Genomic DNA, 20852 nt, shown 5'->3' with positions numbered 1-20852 from the left:
TTCGAGATTTCGACATGTGCCCGTAACTTCGAACGGGACCGTAAAATCGAAGCGCTTCCGCGTCAATGGGTCCCGCGTGACTTTCCTGTATCGGGCAGTCGTTCCCGGGTGAACCACCGTCGCCGGATGGCATGACGCGGACACGTCCGGACGCGTAATCTCGGACGGGCCGACGCAGCGCGGTCACCGCCGTCGGGGCGGTGCGAAGGGGGAGCGATGGACTTGGCCGGCGCTCGGCACCTGTGGGCCCGGATCACCGCGAGGCTGCGGCGCTCCCGGCCGAACGCACAGATGCGGGTCCTCGCCGCCGGCCTCGCCGCAGCCGTCCGCGCCCGGCCCCACGCACCGGCCGACGTGGGCGAGTTGTGCCGGGCGCTGTGCGAGGAGATGACCGCGCTGCGCGCCGGACGGCCGGTGGAGCTGCGGTTCGAGCGGTTCCCGGACGAGATCGAGGTCACCGGACTGTGGGTGGAGTTCCAGGACTTCGACCTGGTCATCGTCGAGGAGCGGGCCGAGGCGGTGCAGCAACTGGTCATCCTCGGCCATGAGCTGTGGCATCTGCACGCCGGCCACCGGCACCAGCACGGACTCGCTCCGGAGGCCGCCCGCGCGCTCGCCGGCCGGCCCGGCTGGCGGGACAGGGCGCTGACGGTCGCCGCGCGCAACGGCTCCCGGGAGACCGACGAGGCAGAGGCCGACGACTTCGGGTACCGGCTGGCGACCGCCTTCCGGCCCTACGTCGAAGGGCCGCGTCGCTCGCCGCACGACCGTGTCCAGCGCAGCCTCGGCTACCGCGGGCCCGGCGGAGCGGCGCGGTGAGCTCCGCCCAGGTCGCGCTGAGCCCCGCGGGGCTGCTCGGGAACTTCTCCGTCTCCTTCTGGATCCCGACCGCCGTGCTCACCACCGCCCTGGTGATCAAGCTGCCCACCATCATCCGGCTGTGGCGGGACCCGCTGCTGCGCGCGGTCGGCGGACTGCTGCTGCTCGGCTGCGCGGTGTTCGTGTTCTGCACCCCGTCGACGATCGCCGCCGTGAACCGGTGGACCGGCGTGCCCAACATCTCGGCGCCCTGGTGCTATTCGCTGCTCACCGCGCTCGGCGCCTCCTGTCTGCTGCTGATCATCGCCTGGCGCAACGGCCTGTCCGACCGCTCCGCGGCCACCCGGCGCGCGATCCGCTGGGTGATCTCCGTCTACTCCGGGGTGATCGTCGCCCTGTGGCTGCTGTTCGCCCTCGCCGACGTACCCGTGGTGCGGCTGCGGGACCTGGACACCTACTACGCCACCACCCCGTTCATGCGCGAGGAGATCCTGCTCTACCTCGTCGCCCACTCCCTGGCCTGCGTCATCACCTCGCGGCTGATCTGGAACTGGGTGCGCACCGAGGGCCTCGACGCCTGGCTGCGCTGGGGACTGAAGCTGCTCGGCGTCGGATACCTGCTGAACCTGACCTTCGACGCGGCCAAGCTGGTCGCGGTCGCCGCCCGCTGGACCGGTGCGGACCTGGACTGGCTCAGCACCGACCTCGCCCCGGCCGCCGCCGCCCTCTCCGCCGTCAACATCGCCGTCGGCTTCACCCTCCCCCACGTCGGCCAGTACCTCCACGACCGCTGGCGGGTCCGGCTCGCCCACTGCGAACTGGGGCCGCTGTACCGGCTGACCAGGACCGTGCACGGCGACGGCGTCCCCTTCGTGCTGCGCGCCACGCCCGCACTGCGGCTGACGCGGCGCGAGACGTTCATCCGGGACGTCCTGCTGCCCCTGACCCGCCGTATCGACGCCGACCTCGACCGGCGCTCCTACGACGCCGCGCTCGCCCTCGGCCACCCGCCCGACCGGGCCCGGGCCCTGGCCTCCGCGGTCAGCATCCTCGACGCCGTCGACACCCGGGACCGCACCCCCGACCCCACCGACACGACCGACGGCCCGGACACCACCCACCTCCTCCAGGAGATCGGAGCGACGTCCCGGGCCCTCAGACACCCGGAGGAGATAGAGGCGGTACGCGCCCGGGCGAGCAAGATCGCGGTACACGAGGCGCCCCTTTAGGGGCGCGGGGCTGCATCGACATGCGGCTCCGCCGCGTGGGCGCGACCAGCCCCCACGCACCCGCAGCCGAACGAGTCGTCCGAGCAACCCCTATCCGGCGAACACCGGTTGGGCCACGCCCTTCCCCGCACCCGGAATCACCAGCAGCGAACCCGCCGTCGGGTGCGGGCGGTCCAGGCCCGCCCTCGCCGTCGTGACGTACAGGTCGGTCAGATCGGCACCACCGAACGCACAGGCCGTCGTACGCGGGGTCGGCAGCGTGATCACGCGGTCCAGTTCACCCGTCGGCGTGTACCTCCGCACCGCTCCCCCGTCCCACAGCGCCACCCACACACAGCCGTCCGCGTCGACCGTGAGGCCGTCGGGGAAACCGGCGCCCTCCTCGATCGTCACCAACGGGCGGCGGTTGGCGGGGAGTTCGCCGTCGTAGTCGAAGACGTCCACCCGGCGGGTCGGGCTGTCTATGTAGTAGACGTGACGGCCGTCCGGGCTCCAGCCCGTGCCGTTGCTGACGGCGACGTCCGCCAGCAGCGTCGTCACCGTGCCGTCGGCCGTCACCCGCGACAGCGTGCCGCCGCCCGCCGTCTCGTCGTAGCGCATCGTGCCGGCCCACAGGGAGCCGTCGGGGGCGACGGCCGCGTCGTTGGCGCGGCGGCCGGGGACCGGCTCGCGGTGGAGCCAGCGGAACGTGTCGTCGGGGTCGAGAAGGCCCACACCGTCCCGGAGGTTGAGGACCAGGCCGCCGTTCGCGCGGGGCTTGACCGCGCCGACGTGCTGGTCCGTCGTACGGGTCGTACGGCGGCCCGTCGCCGGGTCGTACGTGTGGACGCGGGAGCCGAGGATGTCGATCCAGAGGAGGCGGCCGGTCGCCGCGTCCCACGTCGGGCCCTCGCCGAGCGTCGCCTCCGCCGCGACCGCGACCTCGTACTGCGTCGTCGTCATGCCACGCTCCGGTGGCCGAGGCGCTCGGAGAGCTCGGCGGCGCCCTTCGCGGCGAGCTGCTCCAGCTCGCCCCGGCGCTCGTCGCTCCAGCGGATCATCGGGACGGAGATGGAGAGCGCCGCGACGACCTGGCCGGTGCGGTCGCGGACCGGCGCGGCCACGCAGGAGACGTCCGGGTTGGACTCACGGCTCTCCACGGCGATACCGCGCGCGCGGATCTCGGTGAGGGCCTCGCGCAGCGCGCCCGGCTCGGTGATGCTGTTCGGCGTCATCCGGACGAGGTCGGCGTCGTCGGGGATGCGTGCGCTCAGCTCCGGCTCCGGCAGCGAGGCCAGCAGCATCTTGCCGACCGAGGTGCAGTGGGCGGGCAGCCGGCGGCCGGCGGCGGAGACCATGCGGACCGCGTGCGTGGAGTCGACCTTGGCGATGTAGATGACGTCGGTGCCCTCCAGGATCGCCACGTGGACGGTCTCGTCGCAGGTCTCGGCGACGGACCGGGCGACCTGCTGGCCCTCGGCGGCGAGGTCGAGCTGCTCGGCGTATCGGCTGCCGAGCTGGTACGGGCGGACGCCGAGCCGGTAACGTCCGGGCTGTCCGGGTACGGGCACGATGTACGAGCGGGCGGAGAGCGTGGTCACCAGCTCATGCACGGTGGTCCGCGGCAACTGGAGTTTGCGCACTATGTCGGGGGCGGAGAGGGTCCCGTCCCCGTCCAGGAAGAGCTCAAGAATGTCGAGAGCCCGGGTCACGGCAGGCACGAGACGTCCCACGTCCGGCCCCCTCCCTTGGGTCTAAGCGCCAGATATCGTCCGAGCTGCGGGAGCCGTTCGAGATATCAACAGGCGATCGGCATGACGAACACAGGCTAACCATCGAGGATTGTGCGGGCAATGGTCGGGAACGACCCGGGCACAGCCAGGTGCCCGATGGGGCCACCATGGATCCCATGCAACTGGACTTCCAGCTGGTGCTGCTGCGCCGTATGGCCGACCACAACCCGGACCTGGTGGCGGACGCCCGGCGCGAACTGGGCGCGTCGATCGCGGACATGCGGGAGGCCAACAAACGTTGGCAGGCGATGGCCCGGTCGCCCCGGTCCCGGTCCGCCGCGGCCCGCTACCGCTCGGTCCTCGGCCCGCCCGAGTCGGAGACGAAACGCACCGTCGGCGACCTGGAGTGCCTGGCCTGGCAGTGGCCGCTCCCCCTGTGGCCCACCCTCCGCTTCGAGGTCATGGCCGGCCCCGGCGGCGCGGTCTGGAACGAGTGGCTGGTCCGCGCCCCCGGCGCCCCCGCGCCGAGACTGGAGACGTACGACGACCTCGCCCCCTGGTCCTGCACGGTCGACGAGGCCGCCCGCGCCTTCGCCCCGGCCCGCCCCCTGGAGGGCTCGGCCCCGACCCGCTGGGGCCTGACCTTCAAAGTGCCCGACGGCCGTCAGGTGGTCGCCGAGTTCACCTGGGGGCTGCTGCAGCGCACCGCGGTCATCGACGAGCCGCGCTGACGATCGCCGCCGCCACCGCCTCCGCCGACCCCGGGTGCAGGAACAGGAACAGGTTCGGCTCGACCAGCTCCAGCTCCATCACCCGCGGCCGCCCGTCCTCCCCGTCGACCAGGTCCACCCGCGCGTACAGCAGCTCGGGCGCCTCCGGTACGGCCGCCAACGCGCTCTCCGCGACCGCGAGTTCGGCCGGGGTCGGGGTCCAGCGCGCCAGATCGGGGTGGGCGACCTTGTCCGCGTCGTACGCCGTGCCCGGGGTGAGCACGGCCCGCTTGCGGCTGGCGTGCAGCAGCTTCCCGCCGAAGAACTGCAGCGCCCGCTCCCCGCTGACGTCGATCCCGGCGACGTACGGCTGCACCATCGCGGTCAGCCCCTCGTCGTGCATCCGCGCGAGATGCCGTACTGCCGTCCCGTGCTCGTCGGGCGTGTAGCGGGCGGCGAACCGGGCACCGGCGCCGAAGACCGGCTTGACGACGAAGTCGCGGTCGGCGGGGAGATCGGCGGCCCCGGCCGGATCGCCGGGGGCGAGGTACCGGGTCGGCACGACGGGCACACCGGCCGCCGCGAGGTCCCCGAGATACCGCTTGTCCGTGTTCCACCGCACGACACCGGCCGGGTTCGCGAGCCGCGTCGCCTTCCCCACCCGCTCCGCCCACGCCACGAACTCGTCCGTACGCCAGCTGTAGTCCCAGGTGGAACGGATGACGACCAGGTCGTGACCGCCCCACTCCACCTCCGGATCGTCCCAGGCATGCGCGACGGCGTCCGCACCGGCGGCGGCCAGCGCCCGCAGCAGCACCGGCAGATCCCGGTCCTTGCTCGGCTCCGTGCCGGGGTCGTAGGTGGCGAGGGCTATGCGAGGCACGGCGGGGGCTCCCTTGGCTGATGGCGACTGCGTTTCTTGGGCAGACTCACGTCTTTCCGTTGGGATCCATAGTGACGCGTCACCCATCGGCCTCAAGTCGGATGTCCGGTACGGGTGTCGCATGTGAGTACGGATATCGAGTGCGTGACCTTTTCGCGGGAGTGTCGTTGATCGGATGACAGCACCACAGGCGGAGGGAGGGGTGTCGGTGAGCCGGAGGCTGCAGTTGAGCCAGGGGGAGACGGCCCGCACCGCCTGTGCCAGGGGCCTGCTGCGTGCGGGCGTAGTAGAGAACACGGGCGAAGCGTTGTCAGCCGCCGTTTTGGCCCAGCGGGTGGGCTGGGCAGCTGATCTGGTGTCCGGTATGGCCGCTGACCTGCTGGCCGTGCACTGGAACACCGCCGATGTGGACCTGCTCGCCTCGGGCGTGGACGGCACAGGCCGCGGGCTGCCGTCGAACGCGTGGATGGCCCTCCGGCGGCTGGGCTGGTCCGCAACCCCGGCCGAAGGCGTCCGTGTCAATGACCGGATCGTGCGTATGGCCCAGGAACAGGCCGGGCGCCTACTGCGGTCGGCGAAGTGGCGGGCTGACATGACCGCAGGAGTCATTCAGACGTGGCCCACCGAACCCTCGAAGCGAACCTATGACGAATGGGATGCCGTCCGTAAGGCCGTCCCCGACGGCCGGAACCTGCCCTCCGGCGTGATCAGGTCCCGGACCCGGCAGATTGCCGTCTTCGCACGCAAGCACAGCCGGTTGCCAGCCGATGTGTTCGAACTGGAGACGCATCCTCGTACAGCGCGGATGCTGCTGTTGTCGGCTTGCGACGGGCAGCAGGCATCGATCGACCGTGGTGACGATCCGGGCCGCGCGTTGCTCAGGGTGCAGCTGCCCATCCGCCCCGACCCGCGCTCGTACGCGGACTGGGGCTGGGTAGCCTGCCCCATCACGCTGCCGCCGACCATCCCGCCCGGCTCAGCGCTGCACCTGCCCACCCTGCGCATCCACCACGGCCGAGTGCGGGCCGACCTCGCCTACAGCCACGCCGTACCCATGGCCCGGCGTACCGGGCACGCCGCCGCCCTCGGCGTGGACTGGGGGCTGAACACCCTGCTCAGCGCGGGGCCCGTCCGCCAGCACGACGACGGGAAGATCGCCGCAGTCGGAGGCGGGGCCATGTTCCGCGCAACCGGCGTGCTGGCCAAACAGCACCGGCTGCGCCGCGAGAGTGAACACCTGCACACCAAGACCGGCCACTACCAGCGCCTCATCGCCGGAGACGACGCACATCCGCTGACGGGCAAACAGCGGGTGCTCGCCGAAGAGATGAGGTACGTCTGCGACCGCCGTTCCAACCTCAACGGCACCCTGGCATGGGCAGCCGCCCGCTGGACGGTCGACCAGGCCATCACCGCCCGCGCGAGCGTGATCTACGTCGAGGACCTCCGCTCGATGGAGGCCCGCAGCTTGGGGCGCACCCTCAACACCCGCCTCTCCCAACAGGTACGCGGGCAGATCGTGGACCGGATGCGGCACCTGGCCGCCGAAGCAGGCATCGCCGTCGTCACCGTCCCGGCACGCAACACCTCTAAGCACTGCCCCCGCTGCCTGGTCCCGCTGCACCACCGCAAGGCCCCCGACCGGCCCACCGCACCCGGATGGAAATGGGCCCTCTGCCCCAACCGCGAATGCGGCTGGCAGGGTGACCGCGACATGGGGGCGTGGCAGCGTATCGCCGCACGCGGCCTCGCCCACCAGACCAAAACCGTCACCGAGCGCACCACCGGCACCATGATCATCCGCTCGGTGGTGGAGACGCTCGAATCCAAAGCCGTGGTCAGCCCGGCTACGGAGACCAGCGGGAAGGACCGGTCCAAGACCGGACCCACCCGACGCACAACCCCACGCCCCGCGCCCAGGCGACGCAGGGCACCCTCCCCCGCCAGTCCCACGGGACCGGCGGGCAAGCGTCCGGAGGGACACGCTCACACGGGCCGGACGAGACTGCCCCGCGCAGCCCACCGGCACCAGGGCGCGACGACGACCAGCACCCCCACCACCCGCCGACACCGGCCCAGAGGGGCAGCGCTGGGCGCGGGATTCCACCTGCACGCCCACGCCACCCCACCACGGTGGGCAGAGCCCCTGCCGAACCCCACGGTTCACATAGGTTCGCATAACTGATCAGAGACGCTAACCCGTTGACCTTCACCTTCGGTGAAGCCGCAGCATCGATGACGGACGGCGAGGAACGTGAGGTGGGGCAGGGAGTGCGCATGGAGTGGATGACCATCGGCGCGTTCGCCAAGGCCTGCCGGCTGTCGCCGAAGGCGCTGCGGCTGTACGACGAACTGGACCTGCTGAAGCCGGCCCGGGTGGACCCGGACACCGGCTACCGGTACTACGCCGTCGAACAGCTCGAACGCGCCCGGCTGGTGGCCTGGCTACGGCGGCTCGGGATGCCGTTGGCCCTGATCCACGAGGTGTGCGGGCTGCCCGCCGGCCAGGCCGCCCGGGAGCTACGGGCGTACTGGGCCCGTGTCGAGGCGGAGACCGCCGTACGGCGGGACCTGGCCGCGTTCCTCGTCGACCACCTGTCCGGAGAGTCGAGAAGGGAAACGACGAAGATGCTGGAGTTGCGTTACGCCGCCCACTCGGACCGGGGGCATGTCCGGCCGTCCAACCAGGACACCGCGTACGCGGGGCGCCGGCTGCTGGCCGTGGCCGACGGGTTCGGACCGGCCGGGGCGCCGGCCAGTGCCGCCGCCGTGGAGGCGCTGAAGTCCCTTGAGGACGAGGAGTTTTCGGCGGGGAACGTGCTGAACCTCCTGGAGGACGCGGTGCGTTCGGCGGACGAGGCCGTGCGGGAGGCGGCCGGAGGAAGCGCGGAGGTCGGTACGACGCTCACCGCGCTGCTGTGGACCGGGTCCCGGCTGGCCCTGGTCCACATCGGGGACTCGCGGGCGTATCTGCTGCGGGACGGGGAGCTGTTCCGGATCACGCACGACCACAGTGTGGTGCAGTCGCTGATCGACGAGGGGCGGCTGACGCCGGAGGAGGCGGAGAGCCATCCGCAGCGGATGCTGCTGGCGAAGGCGCTGTCGGGAGACCGGGCGGCCACGCCGGACCTGAAGCTGCGCGAGGCCCGGGACGGGGACCGGTACCTGGTCTGCTCCGACGGTCTGACCAGGGTGGTTGCCGACGAGCGGATACGGGCGTTGCTCTCGGGGGATCTGGAGGACACGGTACGGACGCTGGTCGAGGAGGCCAACGCGGCAGGCGGCACGGACAACGTGAGCTGCGTCGTCGCCGACGTGGTGTCTCCCACCCGCCCGCCTGCCCCGGACAGCTGAGAGACCGGGCGGGAAACGGTAGCCAAGAACCGGTAGAAAGGCCGGCATGGCACTTCACGGCACCGATGCCCATGCCGGCCTTTCCTCGCTTCCGCCCCTCGTGCAGCGTGCTGTCGGCGCCGCGCGTGAGCGGTCCTTCGCGTACTCCTGCCGGCCCGAGCAGGGGCGGTTGCTGCAGGTGCTCGCCGGTGGGGTGTCGGGGCGGATCGGGGAGACCGGGACCGGGACGGGGGTGGGGCTGGCCTGGCTGGTGTCGGGGGCCCGGGACGGGGTTCGGCTGTTCAGCGTGGAGCGGGACGCCGGGCGGGCCGGGGCCGCCGCCGAGGTGTTCCGGGACCGGGCCGACGTGCGGGTGATGTGCGGGGACTGGCGGGAGATCGCGGCGCACGGGCCGTACGAACTGCTCGTGCTCGACGGGGGCGGGCAGGGGAAGGCCGACGGTGACGCGCCCGCCGATGTCGAGCGGCTGCTGGTGCCCGGCGGCACCGTCGTCGTCGACGACTTCACTCCCGCCGACCGGTGGCCGCCCCGGCACGCGGGAGGCGTGGACCGGGCGCGGCTGCACTGGCTGGAGCATCCCGCGCTGCGGGCGGTGGAGGTGCGGCTGGCGCCCGATCTGTGCACCGTCGTAGGGACCCGGCGCCCGTGACGGCGGCAGCGGACCCGGCACTGTGATCAATGCCCTGGTCCGGAGCGCGGGTGGGGTGCCCTGGGAGTGCGGCTGCTGGTGTAGGAAGGGGCTGTCGAGGTTCCGACCGGTGTTGTCCGATGTGAGGAGTCATCGCGTGTCCCTTCTGTTTCCGGCACTGGTGGACGGCCCGGGCGAGCAAGTGGCTCTGCGGTTCGGCGCACGGTCGTTGACGTACGGACAGCTCGCCGCCGCGGCGGGCGCCCTCGCCGGCCGGGTCGGGGGTGCCGAGCGGGTCGCCGTGTGGGCGACCCCGGAGCTGGAGACCGCCGTCGCCGTCGTCGGCACGCTGCTCGCCGGCAAGGCGGCCGTACCGCTCAACCCCAGGTCGGGCGAGAAGGAACTCGCGCACATCCTCACCGACAGCGCGCCGAGCGCGGTGCTGGCGGCTCCGGGGGCCGACCTCCCGTCCGCCCTCGCCGCGTTGCCGCGCATCGACGTGGACGTGCAGGGCGCGGGCCCGCTGCCCGAGGACCGTACCGACGACTCCGACCCCGCCCTCGTCGTCTACACCTCCGGCACCACCGGCCCGCCCAAGGGCGCCGTCATCCCGCGCCGGGCGCTCGCCGCGACCCTGGACGCGCTCGCCGACGCCTGGCAGTGGACCGGGGAGGACACCCTCGTACACGGCCTCCCGCTCTTCCATGTGCACGGGCTGGTGCTGGGGATCCTCGGGCCGCTGCGGCGCGGCGGCTGCGTCCGCCACCTCGGGCGTTTCGACACCGACGGCGTGGCCCGCGAGCTGAACGACGGCGCGACCATGTTGTTCGGCGTCCCCACCATGTACCACCGGATCGCCGAGGCGCTGCCCGCCGACCCCGGACTGGCGAAGGCCCTCGGCCGGGCCCGGCTGCTGGTCTCCGGCTCCGCCGCGCTGCCCCTGCACGACCACGAACGGATCGCGGCCGCGACCGGACGGCGGGTGATCGAGCGGTACGGCATGACGGAGACCCTGATGAACACCGCCGTCCGCGCGGACGGCGAGGCGCGGGCGGGGACCGTCGGCGTGCCGCTGCCGGGCGTGGAGCTGCGGCTGGTGGAGGAGGACGGGACGGCGATCGCCGAGTACGACGGGGAGACCGTCGGCGAGATCCAGGTGCGCGGTCCGAACCTGTTCACCGAGTACCTCAACCGGCCCGACGCCACCGCCGCCGCCTTCACCGCCGACGGCTGGTTCCGGACCGGCGACATGGCCGTGCGGGAGGCGGACGGCTATGTGCGGATCGTCGGGCGCAAGGCCACCGACCTGATCAAGAGCGGCGGTTACAAGATCGGGGCCGGGGAGATCGAGAACGCCCTCCTCGAACATCCGGGGGTGCGGGAGGCCGCCGTCACCGGGGAGCCGGACGCGGACCTGGGCGAGCGGATCGTCGCCTGGATCGTCCCGGCCGATCCGCAGTCGCCGCCGTCGGCCGAGGAGTTGGCCGACCATGTCGCCGGCCGGCTCGCCCCGCACAAGCGTCCGCGTGTCGTCCGCCACCTGGACGCCCTCCCCCGCAACGACATGGGGAAGATCATGAAGCGAGCCCTGGGTGCCTGAGCAGACGCCCGAGCGGCTCTCCGCCCGCCGGATGCTCGCCCTCGTCGCCGACCCGGGCACCTTCGCCGAACTCCCGCCCCCGGCACGGCGGTCCACCCCCGACGGCCCCCTCGCCTGGCAGGGCTACGACGCCTCGCGCGCCCGCGCTTCCCAGCGCACCGGGGAGGAGGAGTCCGTCGTCGTCGGCACCGCACAGGTCGAGGGCACGACGGCCGTACTGATCGCGTTCGAGTTCGGGTTCCTCGGCGGCTCGCTGGGCGAGCGGACCGGCGACCGGCTGGAGGCGGCGTACGTCCATGCCCGCGCCCACCGGCTGCCGGTCGTCCCGCTGGTCGCCACCGGCGGCAGCCGGATGCAGGAGGGCATGCTCGCCCTGTCCCAACTCCAGCGGGTGGCACGGCAGTCGGCGCTCACCCGGGAGGCGGGGCTGCCGCAGATCGCCGTCCTGCGCGACCCCACGACCGGCGGCGGCTGGGCCACCCTGGGCGCCGGCGCCGATGTGATCCTGGCGCTGCCCGGCGCCCAGGTCGGCTTCGCGGGCTCCCGGGTCCGCCCGCCGGACGCGGACCCGGCGGCCTATACGGCGGAGGCGCAGCTGGCGGCGGGGGCGGCGGACGCCGTGGTGCCCGTGGCGGAGCTGAAGCCGGTGCTCGGGCTGTGGCTGCGGCTGCTGACCGCACCGGCCACGACTCCCGCCGACCCGCCGGCCGCGCTCGGCGACCGCGAGCTGCCGGCCACCGGCTGGGAGGCCGTCCGGCGCGCCCGCGCCCCGCAGCGCCCCCGCGCCGAGGCCTACCTGGACGCCTACTTCGCCCGCCGGGTCGCCCTCGTCGGCGACCGGTGCGGCGGCGCGGATCCGGGCGGGATGCTGTGCGGGTTCGGCGAGCGGAACGGCCGTACCGTCGCCTTCGCCGCGCAGACCGGGACGGCGACCCGGCCCGCCGGGTACCGGACCGCCGCCCGCCTGATACGGCTCGCGGACCGGCTCGACATCCCCGTGCTGACCCTCGTCGACACCCCGGGCGCCGCCAATGACGCCGACGCGGAACGGCAGGGCGCGGGCGCGGCGATCGCGGAACTGTTCGGGGAGGTCGCGGCGGCCCGGACACCGGTCACCACCCTCGTCATCGGCGAGGGCGGCTCGGGCGGGGCACTGGCGCTGGCCGCGCCCGGCAACACCTGGGCCACGCCGGACAGCTACTTCTCGGTCATCGCCCCCGAACTGGCGGCGGCCATCCTGAAACGCCCCCCGGAACAGGTCGAGGCAACGGCGGACCAGCTGCGCATCCGACCGCAGGACCTGGTGGAGCTGGGGGTGGTCAGGGGCATCGTGGACACAGTGAACACAGAGGACACAGTGGACACAGAGGGCCGCCCCCGCCCCTGAGCCACCTCGCACACACCGCCCGGACGACGTCGGGGGCGCCGTCGTCGTCGGCCGCGGTGCGGGGAGCGATACGTGGTCCGTCAGGGGGGTGCCGTCGGCATCACGTGACCCCCGAAACCCCCCATTCAGCCGCACCCCGCCCGGCCCCCTCCCGCAGGCGCGCCGTGCCGATCCCCCGGAGGATGCGAAGGAAGCCGCCGTCCGCCGCCCGTCCACGGCCCGCACACTCGGGAGGATCGCCGTGACCGTCAGTCTGGAGCAGTTGCGCCGCTGCCATTTCGCCGTCGATCTGGGGGCCGCCCGCACCCGGGTGTATGTGAAGGGCATGGGATTGGTCGTCGACCAGCCCTCCGTCGCCGCTGTGAACACGCGTACCGGCGCGCTGATCGCCGTCGGCGAGTTCGCGGAGAAGATGACGGGCCGTACGCCCGACTACATCCGCGTCGTACGGCCCATCTCCGGCGGCACCGTCGTCGACATCGAGATCGCCCAGCGCATGCTGCGTCAGCTGCTCGGCGACAAGACCCGCCGTATGCTGCGCCGCAAGCCCCGGCTGCGGGCCGCGGCCTGCACCCCGCACGACGCCGATCCGCTGGCCCAGCGGGCGACCATCGAGACGCTGGTGGGGCTGGGGGCGAGGCGGGTGGAGCTGGTCGACACGCTGATCGCCGCGGCCGTGGGGTGCGGGATGCCGGTGGAGCGGCCCGAGGCGACCATGATCCTGGTGTGCGGCGCCGCGGCCACGCAGGTCGCCGTGCTCTCCCTCGGGTCCATCGTGCGCGCCGAGCGGCTGCCGGTCGGCGGTGAGGCCGTGGACCACGCGATCGTGCAGCATCTGCGGCACGAGCACGCGCTGATACTGCCGAGTCAGGCGGTACGGCCGCTGCAGATCGCCCTGTCGGGGAACGGGCTCACCCCGCACGGGCCGGCGTCGACGGAGATCCACGGGCGGGACGTGGCCACGGGGCTCGCCCGCAGCGTGTACGTCGACACCGCCGCCGTACGCGATGCGATCCAGACCCCGCTGACGGGCGTGCTCGACGGGATCGGCAAGGTGCTGCGGGACTGCCCGCCCGACCTGGTCGCCGATCTCGCCGACCGCGGGATCATGATGGTCGGCGGGTCGGCCCTGCTGCCCGGCTTCGACCAGCTGCTCCGCGAGGCCACCGGCATGCCGGTACACATCGCGGAACGCCCGGACGTGTGCGTCGTACAGGGCATCGGGGCGATGCTGGAGGGCCGGATCGACCCACTGGTACTGGACCCGCGGGCCGCGTAGACGCCGACACGCGACCTCGCCCGAGCCGATCCGGCAACTGCCGCGGCGTCTCGGCTCCGCAGCTCGGCTCCACATCTCGACGCGGCCGAGCCGACCGCCGCATCTCGGCTCCGCATCTCGGCACCGCCGAGCCGACCGCCGCCCGGTACGCCGCTCTCGGCCACGGTCACCGCCCGGCCGGGCTCCCCGCCCGCCGCCCGCTTCCCGGGGCCGGTGGGCTGCCGCCTCCCGAACCGGACCACCGTGCACCTCGCGACCGCCCGACACGGGGCACTCGCCGCCCGGCGGTCACCGTCCCCGCCGGGGATACGACCGTCACCTGGCAGGCGCCCCTCCGACAGCCCTAGAGTGCGCGGGAGTTGATCCGGTGGCGGCGAAGGGCGGGTGTCATGGCCGACGGCGTGACCAGGATCGGTGTCACGGGGCACCGTGCTCTTCCCGATGCCGTGCCGCCTGTCGTGCGGGAGGGTATGCGCGGGCTGCTGAGCGGTGACGTGGAGGTGTTGACCAGCCTCGCGGCGGGTGCGGACCAGCTGTGCGCGGACCTGGCGCTGGCGGCCGGCGCCCGGGTCACCGCGGTGATCCCGGGGACGGACTACGAGGCCCAGTTCGGCGACACGGCGGCGGTGGGGGCGTACCGCCGGCTGCTCGCCCGCTGCACGACCCGCGTGGACCTCGCGGCCGAGTCCTCGCCGGAGGCGGCGTACGACGCGGCGGGGCGCTGGGTCGCGGACCACTGCGATCTGCTGGTCGCCGTCTGGGACGGCCGCCCGGCCCGCGGGCGCGGCGGCACCGCCGAGGTGGTCGCGTACGCCCGGGCCAACGGCCTGCGGGTCGCCGTGCTCTGGCCACCGGGCGTCCTGCGCGACTGACCGCGTCAGCCGCCCGGCCGTGCCCTGCCCCGGCGTACGCCGACCGTCGTCCCTAGTAGGGCAGGATCCGCCCCGAAGGCGTCCTGCGGTCGATCTCCTGCCCCCGGGGAGCGGGGCGACGAACGACGCGTACTCGGATCCGACCGTCCATGACGCCCTCCTCTTGCCGAGCCCTGACCCCTACCTCGTGTCCGGTAGGAGGGCTCTGCCCCGCACGTGACAGATCCAAGCCTCGTGCGGGGCAGCAAAGTTGGTAGGGGGTGTCCGGCGGATCAGGTCGGCGGGAAGCAACGGAACGTCTCGGCCGACCCGGAGCGGGGTCTGGTGCGTGCAGTTGCAAGGCGGAGGAGGGAGCCGACGCGGTGGGGGCACCTCCCGGCCGAAGGCTGGGGGACGTTGGCGACCGACGACAACGCCGCTGGGGGCACCCCCTCTGGGGGAGCGCGTGCCAGACCCCGCGACCCCGGCGTGATCCGCCGGGCACCCCCTGAATCAGCTGAGGCCGAGGCTGGACAGGGCCGTCGTCCAGTCGGTGACGATCGCGTCCTGGGCGTCGGCGAGGGTGACGGTGCCCGCGCAGACGGCCTTCTTGAGCTTGTTCTCCACGGTGTCCTTGTTGGCGGCCGTCTTGGTGCCGTACTCCGGTTCCGGCCAGAGGTTCAGCTCGCTCTTGGGGGCGCCGCCGAGTTCCAGCGGGACGAAGTGGTCCTCCTCGTAGTCGGAGGTGCTGGTGTCCGTGTAGCCGTACTCGACTATTTGCTTCTTCTTCAGCGCGGTCGTGTACGAACTGGACGGCCGGACGGTCGCGGTCCAGCCGGAGACGCAGATGGTGGAGTCGATGGTGCTCTGGGTGACGTCGGGGTTGAAGTCACCGGGCTGGCAGCTGGGGTCGGGGAGCGGGAGGTAGGCCTGGCTGCACGACTGGGCGTGGGCCGTGCCGGTGGTGATGGTGAGGCCCGCGACGGCGAGGGCGAAAGCGGAGAGGCTGGTCACGAGGGGACGGCGTATTCGGGACATGTGGGGGTCTCCCGGTGAGGTGCCCGGCACGTTTCCGGGCAGTCGTGGGCATGACAGCACCGGGCGCTCTATGCGGGTAGACCTCTTTGCCGGGGACGGGAGTTGCTTAGTTGAAGATTGGACGCAGCCGGGGCATCCGCAGGCCAAGTCATGGCCAGAGCTTGGTTGTTGGCGCACCGGGCGGGGCGGCGCCGAAACCGGCACCCTGCGAAACCACGGTCCCGTAACACGTGAATCACAGGCGGTGCCCGTAGGTTCCCGTGCCCATGACAGACAACTTTTCCGCGTCTCACGGAAGGACCCCCGTCCGGTCATGAGCAAGCACAGGAACCGCAGGGCTCTCCGCATCCTGGCCTACGGAGCGGCCGGTGCCTTAACGGTGGCGGCGGGTCTCACCGCCGTCGCGTCCGCCGACACGACGACCGCGGCGACCGCCACCACCTGCTCCTTCACCCGGTCCGACACCTCGGCGAGCACCGGCGACAACCCCCGGCACGTGGTGACCGGTGACCTCAACGGCGACGGGAACGCCGACGTGGTCGCCGCGGACAACGACGCCGACACGGTCTCCGTCCTGCTCGGCAACGGCGACGGCACCTTCGGCACGGCCACGGACTACTCCGTGGGCGACAAGCCGTACCAGTCCGTGATCGCCGACTTCAACGCCGACGGCAACCCGGACATCGCCACCGCCGACTTCGACGGCGGCACGGTGAGCGTCCTGCTCGGCACCGGCGACGGCGCCTTCGGGACGGCCACCCAGTACACCGTCGGCTCGGGCGCCCGCTCGCTGGTCGCCGGGGACGTCGACGGGGACGGCGATCTGGACATCGCGGTGGCCGAGGAGTCGGCCGGGCGGGTCAACCTGCTGCTGGGCGACGGTGAAGGTGCGTTCACCGTCTCCTCGCAGACGGTGACCGTGACCCGGCCGCACGGACTCGTCCTCACCGACTTCGACGGCGACGGCAACCTGGACATCGCCACCGCCAGCGTCGCCACCGCCGGGGGCGTGAGCGTGGCCCTAGGCAACGGCGACGGGACCTTCGGGGACGTCACCGAGTACAGCAGTGTGCAGCGGCTCTACTCCATCACCGAGGGCGACTTCGACGGGGACGGCACCACCGACCTGGCCACCGTCAGCAACGGCTCGGACACCCTGGAGATCTACGCCGGGAACGGCGACGGCACCTTCCAGGACCCCGTCGACTACACCACCTCCGCCCTGCCGGTCGCCGTCAACTCGGCCGACGTCAACGGCGACGACATCCCGGACGTCCTGGTCTCGTCCGTCAACGGCAGCTCGGTCTCGGTCTACACCGGCACCTCGGGAGGCTCTCTGAGCGAGCTGACCGAGCTGTCGGCGGACGGCGCCTACGAGGCGGCCGCCGCCGACGTGACGTCCGACGGCACCCAGGACCTGGTGGTGGCGAGCAGCAGCGACGACGCGGTGGACGTGTTCACCGGCTCGTGCGCCTGAGCACGCCACGGTCGGTCACGCCACGGTGAGGGTGATCGCCCCGCTGTAGTCCCCGCCCGGCTCGATGGCGGTCGGCTCTCCGTCGACCGTCATCGAGACCGTGCTCCCGGCGGGCGCGGTGACCGCGGAGTCCGCCGACAGGGTCAGCCGGCTCAGGTACGACGTTCCGGTGACCGTCCACTGCGAGCCGCTGTCGAGGGTGACGACCACTCCGTTGTTGACGACCGGCTGCGCGGTGTTGGTGACATGGCCCAGCTGCGCGTACTCGGCGGAGGTGATGGTGTCGATGGCGTGCCGGGACTCGGAGGCCGACAGCACGCCGGTGACGGCACTGGCCGCGGCGAAGCTCAGCACCATGTTCCGGCCGGTGCGCATGGCGTTGTAGAAGTCGCCGGTGAGGGCGATGGCGGTGAAGTCGGCGGTCGTGTCGGTGTCGTGGGTGGCGGTGACGTCCCAGGTGGCGTCCTTCACGGGGTCGTCGGTGGGCTCGGTGTAGACGCCGTCGTTCGAGCCCGGGTTGTCGGTCTCCATCACCTGGAGGACGACGCCGTTGCCGGGGGTGAGCGCGGCGCCCTCCGAGCCGTCCACCGTGATGGTGGCCCGGACCGCCTTGTCGAGGAAGGTGGTCGCCGCGGTGTCGAGGACGGTTCCGCCGCTGATGTGCAGGGTCCCGGCCCCGTGCCACATCACCCCGAACTGCCGGGAGGCGACGGTGGTGCTCCGGACGGGCAGCGCGGCCAACTCGGCGTCGCTCAGTCCCAGTTCGAGGTCGGTGTTGAGCTGGGCCACGTCCGCTCGCGCGCTGTCGCCGTAGTACAGGGTGCCGTTGGAGGCGCCGATGATGGTGGCGTACGTACCGACGTCGAGGGTGCAGCCGAGGATCCGTTCCGTCACGTTGCCGTCGGCGAAGGAGCCGTAGCCCTCGTCGCCGAGGTTGCTGATGGTGCAGTTGATCGCGGTGGCCTGGGCGTCGGAGACGGAGTCGGTGGAGAAGGCGCCCCAGGTCTCCGAGGCGATGCTGGAGTTGATGTAGGTGGCGGTGGTGCCGGTGCCGATGACGTTGGTGGCGCGGACGTTGCCCGAGATGCCGAGCCGCCAGGGCACGACGAGCATATTGGCGCCGCCGCCGAAGACGTAGTCGGAGGGCAGGACGCCGTTCAGGCACTGGACGGCCGAGTTCTTGACGACGACGTTCGCCCCGTCCTCCGCGACCAGCCCGCTGCGCACCACCCCCTTGTTGGAGACGGTGACCCCGTCGACGACCAGCCGTGTCCCCGACCCGGTGGCGACGAGGGCCGCCCCGTCCCCGACGAAGTCGCACCGGCCGTTGCCGGTGAAGCCGATCGTGGTGTCCGTGATCGTGTAGGACGCGCCCTCCGCGACGTAGAAGCCGTCGAAGGCCTCCCCGGTGGAGGTGACGCTCACGCCCCGCACCGCCGAGCCGGTCACCGTACCGCCCACCAGTGCCGAGGAGGCGGACTTGGCGGCGACGACACCGTCCGCGCCGGCGTACAGCGCCTGCCGCAGCGGGAAGGTGACGCTCGCGAAGGTGGCCGGGTTCTGTTCGGCGACCGTGAGCACGATGTCGCCGGTGTACGACCCCGGTGCGATCGTCGTACTCGTGGCCAGCGTGGCGGTCAGCACGGAGCCGGTCTCCACGCCGTCCACGGTCATCGTGAGGCTGTAGCCGTCGGGCGCGGCGAGGGTGCCGCCCTCGGCGACGGTGACGGAGCCGACGGACACGGTCTCACCGACCACGTACGTCTCCCCGGCCCCGACGGTGATGTCCCCGCTCTCCGCCGCGCGGGCGGTGCCGGAGAGCACCGCCGACCCGAGCCCGGCGGTGGTCATCACCACCAGGGCCCGCACCCGGTCCCTCATCGACGGCCCGTAGCCGTTCGGCTCGTATTCGTTCGGCTCGTATTCGTTCGGCTCGTACCCGTTCCTGCGACTCCCTGCTGCCATCAGTGATTCCTCCGTGGTCAAGACGTGCCTACGGACGGTTCCGGATCGCCGGGAAGTCTGCCCCAACTCCCGTCTTACTGTCGACAGTTGAGCGATATTCTCAGAAAGCGGAGCCAGAAATCGGACTACTGTCGACACTCGCGGTCCAGGCCTTCGCACGGTCTAAGGTCGTCCGGTGACGAACAGCAGTGCGACGCGTTCCCGCGGCCTCGACGGCACACCTCCGACGACGGAGTCCCTCGGCCGGCTCGACCGCCTGCGCCGCTTCGGATACACCGGCCCCCCGCACACCGACGTCCGCGAGCGCCTCGTCCCGCCCTTCCCCGAGCCCGGCACCCGCCTGTGGGAGTTCCTGGGGCTCGGCCCGGTCCTGGCGTACCGACTGGCCAGGGCGATGGAGTGGCTGGGCCCGGTGCTCGTCGCCGCCCTGGCCGGTCTCATCCGGTTCTGGCACCTGGGACGGCCGCGGGCGATCATCTTCGACGAGACGTACTACGCCAAGGACGCCTGGGCGCTGCTGCACCTCGGCTACGAGGGCACCTGGCCCGACCGCAAGATCGCCGATGCGCAGATCCTGGCGGACCCCCAGACGATCCCGCTCTCCGGCACCGGCTCCTTCGTCGCGCACCCGCCGACCGGCAAGTGGGTGATCTCCCTCGGCGAGTGGCTGTTCGGCCTCGACCCCGTCGGCTGGCGCTTCATGACGGCGCTCCTGGGCACCCTGTCGGTCCTGATGCTGTGCCGCATCGGCCGCCGCCTGTTCCGCTCGACGTTCCTGGGCTGCCTGGCGGGCGCGCTGATGGCCATGGACGGTCTGCACGTGGTGATGAGCCGTACCGCCCTGCTGGACCTCGTCGTGATGTTCTTCGTGCTGGCGGCGTTCGGCTGTCTGCTGATCGACCGGGACCGGGCGCGGGCCAGGCTGGCGGCGGCCCTGCCGGAGGACGCGGACGGCCGGCCGCGCGCCGACGCGGACACCGGTGACCGCGCCGGAACGGGACCGCGGCCCTGGCGCCTCGCGGCCGGCGTCCTCCTGGGCCTCGCGGCCTCCACCAAGTGGAACGGCCTGTACGTCCTGGTCTTCTTCGTGGTCCTGACGCTGCTGTGGGACGTCGGCGCCCGCCGCGTCGCCGGGGCCCGCCGCCCCTACCGCGCCGTACTCCGCAAGGACCTGGGACCGTCGGTCCTCTCCCTCGTCCCGACCGCCCTGCTGACCTATCTGGCGACCTGGACCGGCTGGTTCCTGTCCGACGACGGCTGGGGCCGCCACTGGGCGGACGGCCGCGGCGGCACCTGGTCGTGGATACCGGCCCCGCTGCGCAGCCTGTGGCACTACGAGTACCTGGTGTACCAGTTCAACGTGGGGCTGCACACGCCGCACAAGTACCAGTCGAACCCCTGGAGCTGGCTGGTCCTGGGCCGCCCGGTGCTGTTCGCCTACGACTCCCCGAAGCCCGGCCAGGACGGCTGCGGCACGGCGTCCGCCTGCACCCGCACGGTCCTCGCCCTCGGCACACCGTTCCTGTGGTGGTCGGCGTGCTGCGCCCTGCTCTACCTGCTCTACCGCTGGGCCCTGCGCCGCGACTGGCGGGCCGGCGCGATCCTCTGCGCGGTGGCGGCCGGTTACCTCCCCTGGTTCCTCTACCAGGACCGCACGGTCTTCTCCTTCTACGCCGTCGTCTTCGTGCCGTACCTGTGCCTGGCCGTGGCGATGACGGTCGGCGCCATCCTGGGCCCACCGGGCGCGGACCGCCGCCGCCGCACCCGCGGCGCGGTGGCCGCGGGCGCACTGGTGCTCCTCATCGCCTGGAACTTCATCTACTTCTTCCCGATCTACACCGGCCAGACGATCCCGTACTCCGGCTGGCAGGCCCGGATGTGGCTGGACACGTGGATCTGAGGTTCGCCGTGGAACGGGCC

17 protein-coding genes are annotated in these 20852 nt (G+C 72.4%); 12 read left to right on the top strand and 5 right to left on the bottom strand.

Annotated elements, in window-relative coordinates; genetic code table 11:
* Window positions 1-216 precede the first annotated feature (216 nt).
* Window positions 217-819, top strand: coding sequence for a toxin-antitoxin system, toxin component family protein (locus AB0D85_RS22790; protein WP_362322914.1), 603 nt, complete (start codon window positions 217-219; stop codon window positions 817-819).
* Complete coding sequence (locus AB0D85_RS22785; RefSeq protein WP_362322912.1) at window positions 816-2048, top strand: DUF6545 domain-containing protein; 1233 nt, start codon at window positions 816-818, stop codon at window positions 2046-2048. The genes AB0D85_RS22790 and AB0D85_RS22785 overlap by 4 nt, the downstream gene beginning before the upstream one ends.
* A gap of 90 nt (window positions 2049-2138) precedes the next feature.
* Here AB0D85_RS22785 and AB0D85_RS22780 read toward each other — a convergent pair whose 3' ends face one another.
* Together AB0D85_RS22780 and AB0D85_RS22775 are read right to left on the bottom strand one after the other, a co-directional pair.
* Window positions 2139-2990 (bottom strand): SMP-30/gluconolactonase/LRE family protein, encoded by an 852-nt coding sequence (locus tag AB0D85_RS22780; protein WP_362322910.1) that lies wholly within the window; start codon window positions 2988-2990, stop codon window positions 2139-2141.
* On the bottom strand, window positions 2987-3760 hold the full coding sequence (locus AB0D85_RS22775) for an IclR family transcriptional regulator (RefSeq protein WP_362322908.1): 774 nt from the start codon (window positions 3758-3760) through the stop codon (window positions 2987-2989). The genes AB0D85_RS22780 and AB0D85_RS22775 overlap by 4 nt, the downstream gene beginning before the upstream one ends.
* 176 nt (window positions 3761-3936) lie before the next feature.
* Here AB0D85_RS22775 and AB0D85_RS22770 point away from each other — a divergent pair, with 176 nt between their 5' ends.
* Window positions 3937-4491, top strand: a complete 555-nt coding sequence (locus AB0D85_RS22770; protein ID WP_362322906.1) for a hypothetical protein — start codon at window positions 3937-3939, stop codon at window positions 4489-4491.
* Here the strand turns inward: AB0D85_RS22770 and AB0D85_RS22765 are convergent.
* Entirely contained in the window at window positions 4472-5353 is an 882-nt protein-coding gene (locus AB0D85_RS22765) for a hypothetical protein (protein WP_362322904.1), read from the bottom strand. The genes AB0D85_RS22770 and AB0D85_RS22765 overlap by 20 nt on opposite strands.
* A gap of 364 nt (window positions 5354-5717) precedes the next feature.
* On the opposite strand from AB0D85_RS22765, the gene AB0D85_RS22760 reads away from it, so the two are divergent.
* From AB0D85_RS22760 to AB0D85_RS22730, 7 genes are all read left to right on the top strand, one after another.
* Window positions 5718-7538, top strand: a complete 1821-nt coding sequence (locus AB0D85_RS22760; protein WP_362322902.1) for a zinc ribbon domain-containing protein — start codon at window positions 5718-5720, stop codon at window positions 7536-7538.
* Between the two features lie 92 nt (window positions 7539-7630).
* Window positions 7631-8707: a MerR family transcriptional regulator gene (locus AB0D85_RS22755; protein WP_362322900.1), complete on the top strand. Its 1077-nt coding sequence runs from the start codon at window positions 7631-7633 to the stop codon at window positions 8705-8707.
* A 46-nt stretch (window positions 8708-8753) separates the two neighbouring features.
* Window positions 8754-9356, top strand: coding sequence for a class I SAM-dependent methyltransferase (locus tag AB0D85_RS22750; protein WP_362322898.1), 603 nt, complete (start codon window positions 8754-8756; stop codon window positions 9354-9356).
* Window positions 9357-9492: 136 nt separating this feature from the next.
* A complete protein-coding gene (locus tag AB0D85_RS22745; RefSeq protein WP_362322896.1) occupies window positions 9493-10935 on the top strand; it encodes an acyl-CoA synthetase in 1443 nt (480 codons plus the stop codon).
* 31 nt (window positions 10936-10966) lie between these two features.
* A complete protein-coding gene (locus tag AB0D85_RS22740; RefSeq protein WP_362323297.1) occupies window positions 10967-12322 on the top strand; it encodes a carboxyl transferase domain-containing protein in 1356 nt (451 codons plus the stop codon).
* A 241-nt stretch (window positions 12323-12563) separates the two neighbouring features.
* Window positions 12564-13601, top strand: coding sequence for a rod shape-determining protein (locus AB0D85_RS22735; RefSeq protein ID WP_362322894.1), 1038 nt, complete (start codon window positions 12564-12566; stop codon window positions 13599-13601).
* A gap of 389 nt (window positions 13602-13990) precedes the next feature.
* On the top strand, window positions 13991-14473 hold the full coding sequence (locus AB0D85_RS22730) for a hypothetical protein (protein WP_362322892.1): 483 nt from the start codon (window positions 13991-13993) through the stop codon (window positions 14471-14473).
* A 492-nt stretch (window positions 14474-14965) separates the two neighbouring features.
* Here AB0D85_RS22730 and AB0D85_RS22725 read toward each other — a convergent pair whose 3' ends face one another.
* A complete protein-coding gene (locus AB0D85_RS22725; protein WP_362322890.1) occupies window positions 14966-15490 on the bottom strand; it encodes a hypothetical protein in 525 nt (174 codons plus the stop codon).
* A gap of 313 nt (window positions 15491-15803) precedes the next feature.
* Between AB0D85_RS22725 and AB0D85_RS22720 the strand changes: the two genes are divergently transcribed.
* Window positions 15804-16967, top strand: a complete 1164-nt coding sequence (locus tag AB0D85_RS22720) for a VCBS repeat-containing protein (protein ID WP_362322888.1) — start codon at window positions 15804-15806, stop codon at window positions 16965-16967.
* A 15-nt stretch (window positions 16968-16982) separates the two neighbouring features.
* Here the strand turns inward: AB0D85_RS22720 and AB0D85_RS22715 are convergent, their stop codons facing one another.
* Complete coding sequence (locus AB0D85_RS22715) at window positions 16983-18932, bottom strand: hypothetical protein (RefSeq protein ID WP_362322886.1); 1950 nt, start codon at window positions 18930-18932, stop codon at window positions 16983-16985.
* A 394-nt stretch (window positions 18933-19326) separates the two neighbouring features.
* Between AB0D85_RS22715 and AB0D85_RS22710 the strand changes: the two genes are divergently transcribed.
* Window positions 19327-20832, top strand: a complete 1506-nt coding sequence (locus AB0D85_RS22710; RefSeq protein WP_362323293.1) for a phospholipid carrier-dependent glycosyltransferase — start codon at window positions 19327-19329, stop codon at window positions 20830-20832.
* Window positions 20833-20852: the final 20 nt, after the last annotated feature.

The sequence above is a fragment of the Streptomyces sp. NPDC048277 genome (genome assembly GCF_040652235.1).
Taxonomy (GTDB): domain Bacteria; phylum Actinomycetota; class Actinomycetes; order Streptomycetales; family Streptomycetaceae; genus Streptomyces.
This window is presented reverse-complemented; position numbering and strand designations above follow the sequence as displayed.

What these genes read in the sequence shown, in the direction of transcription:
- AB0D85_RS22790 (WP_362322914.1), top strand. Translation starts at nt 217, where the DNA reads ATGGACTTGGCCGGCGCTCGGCACCTGTGGGCCCGGATCACCGCGAGG.
- AB0D85_RS22780 (WP_362322910.1), bottom strand. Translation starts at nt 2,990, where the DNA reads ATGACGACGACGCAGTACGAGGTCGCGGTCGCGGCGGAGGCGACGCTC.
- AB0D85_RS22770 (WP_362322906.1), top strand. Translation starts at nt 3,937, where the DNA reads ATGCAACTGGACTTCCAGCTGGTGCTGCTGCGCCGTATGGCCGACCAC.
- AB0D85_RS22760 (WP_362322902.1), top strand. Translation starts at nt 5,718, where the DNA reads ATGGCCGCTGACCTGCTGGCCGTGCACTGGAACACCGCCGATGTGGAC.
- AB0D85_RS22755 (WP_362322900.1), top strand. Translation starts at nt 7,631, where the DNA reads ATGGAGTGGATGACCATCGGCGCGTTCGCCAAGGCCTGCCGGCTGTCG.
- AB0D85_RS22750 (WP_362322898.1), top strand. Translation starts at nt 8,754, where the DNA reads ATGGCACTTCACGGCACCGATGCCCATGCCGGCCTTTCCTCGCTTCCG.
- AB0D85_RS22740 (WP_362323297.1), top strand. Translation starts at nt 10,967, where the DNA reads ATGCTCGCCCTCGTCGCCGACCCGGGCACCTTCGCCGAACTCCCGCCC.
- AB0D85_RS22730 (WP_362322892.1), top strand. Translation starts at nt 13,991, where the DNA reads ATGGCCGACGGCGTGACCAGGATCGGTGTCACGGGGCACCGTGCTCTT.
- AB0D85_RS22725 (WP_362322890.1), bottom strand. Translation starts at nt 15,490, where the DNA reads ATGTCCCGAATACGCCGTCCCCTCGTGACCAGCCTCTCCGCTTTCGCC.
- AB0D85_RS22720 (WP_362322888.1), top strand. Translation starts at nt 15,804, where the DNA reads ATGAGCAAGCACAGGAACCGCAGGGCTCTCCGCATCCTGGCCTACGGA.
- AB0D85_RS22715 (WP_362322886.1), bottom strand. Translation starts at nt 18,932, where the DNA reads ATGGCAGCAGGGAGTCGCAGGAACGGGTACGAGCCGAACGAATACGAG.
- AB0D85_RS22710 (WP_362323293.1), top strand. Translation starts at nt 19,327, where the DNA reads ATGGAGTGGCTGGGCCCGGTGCTCGTCGCCGCCCTGGCCGGTCTCATC.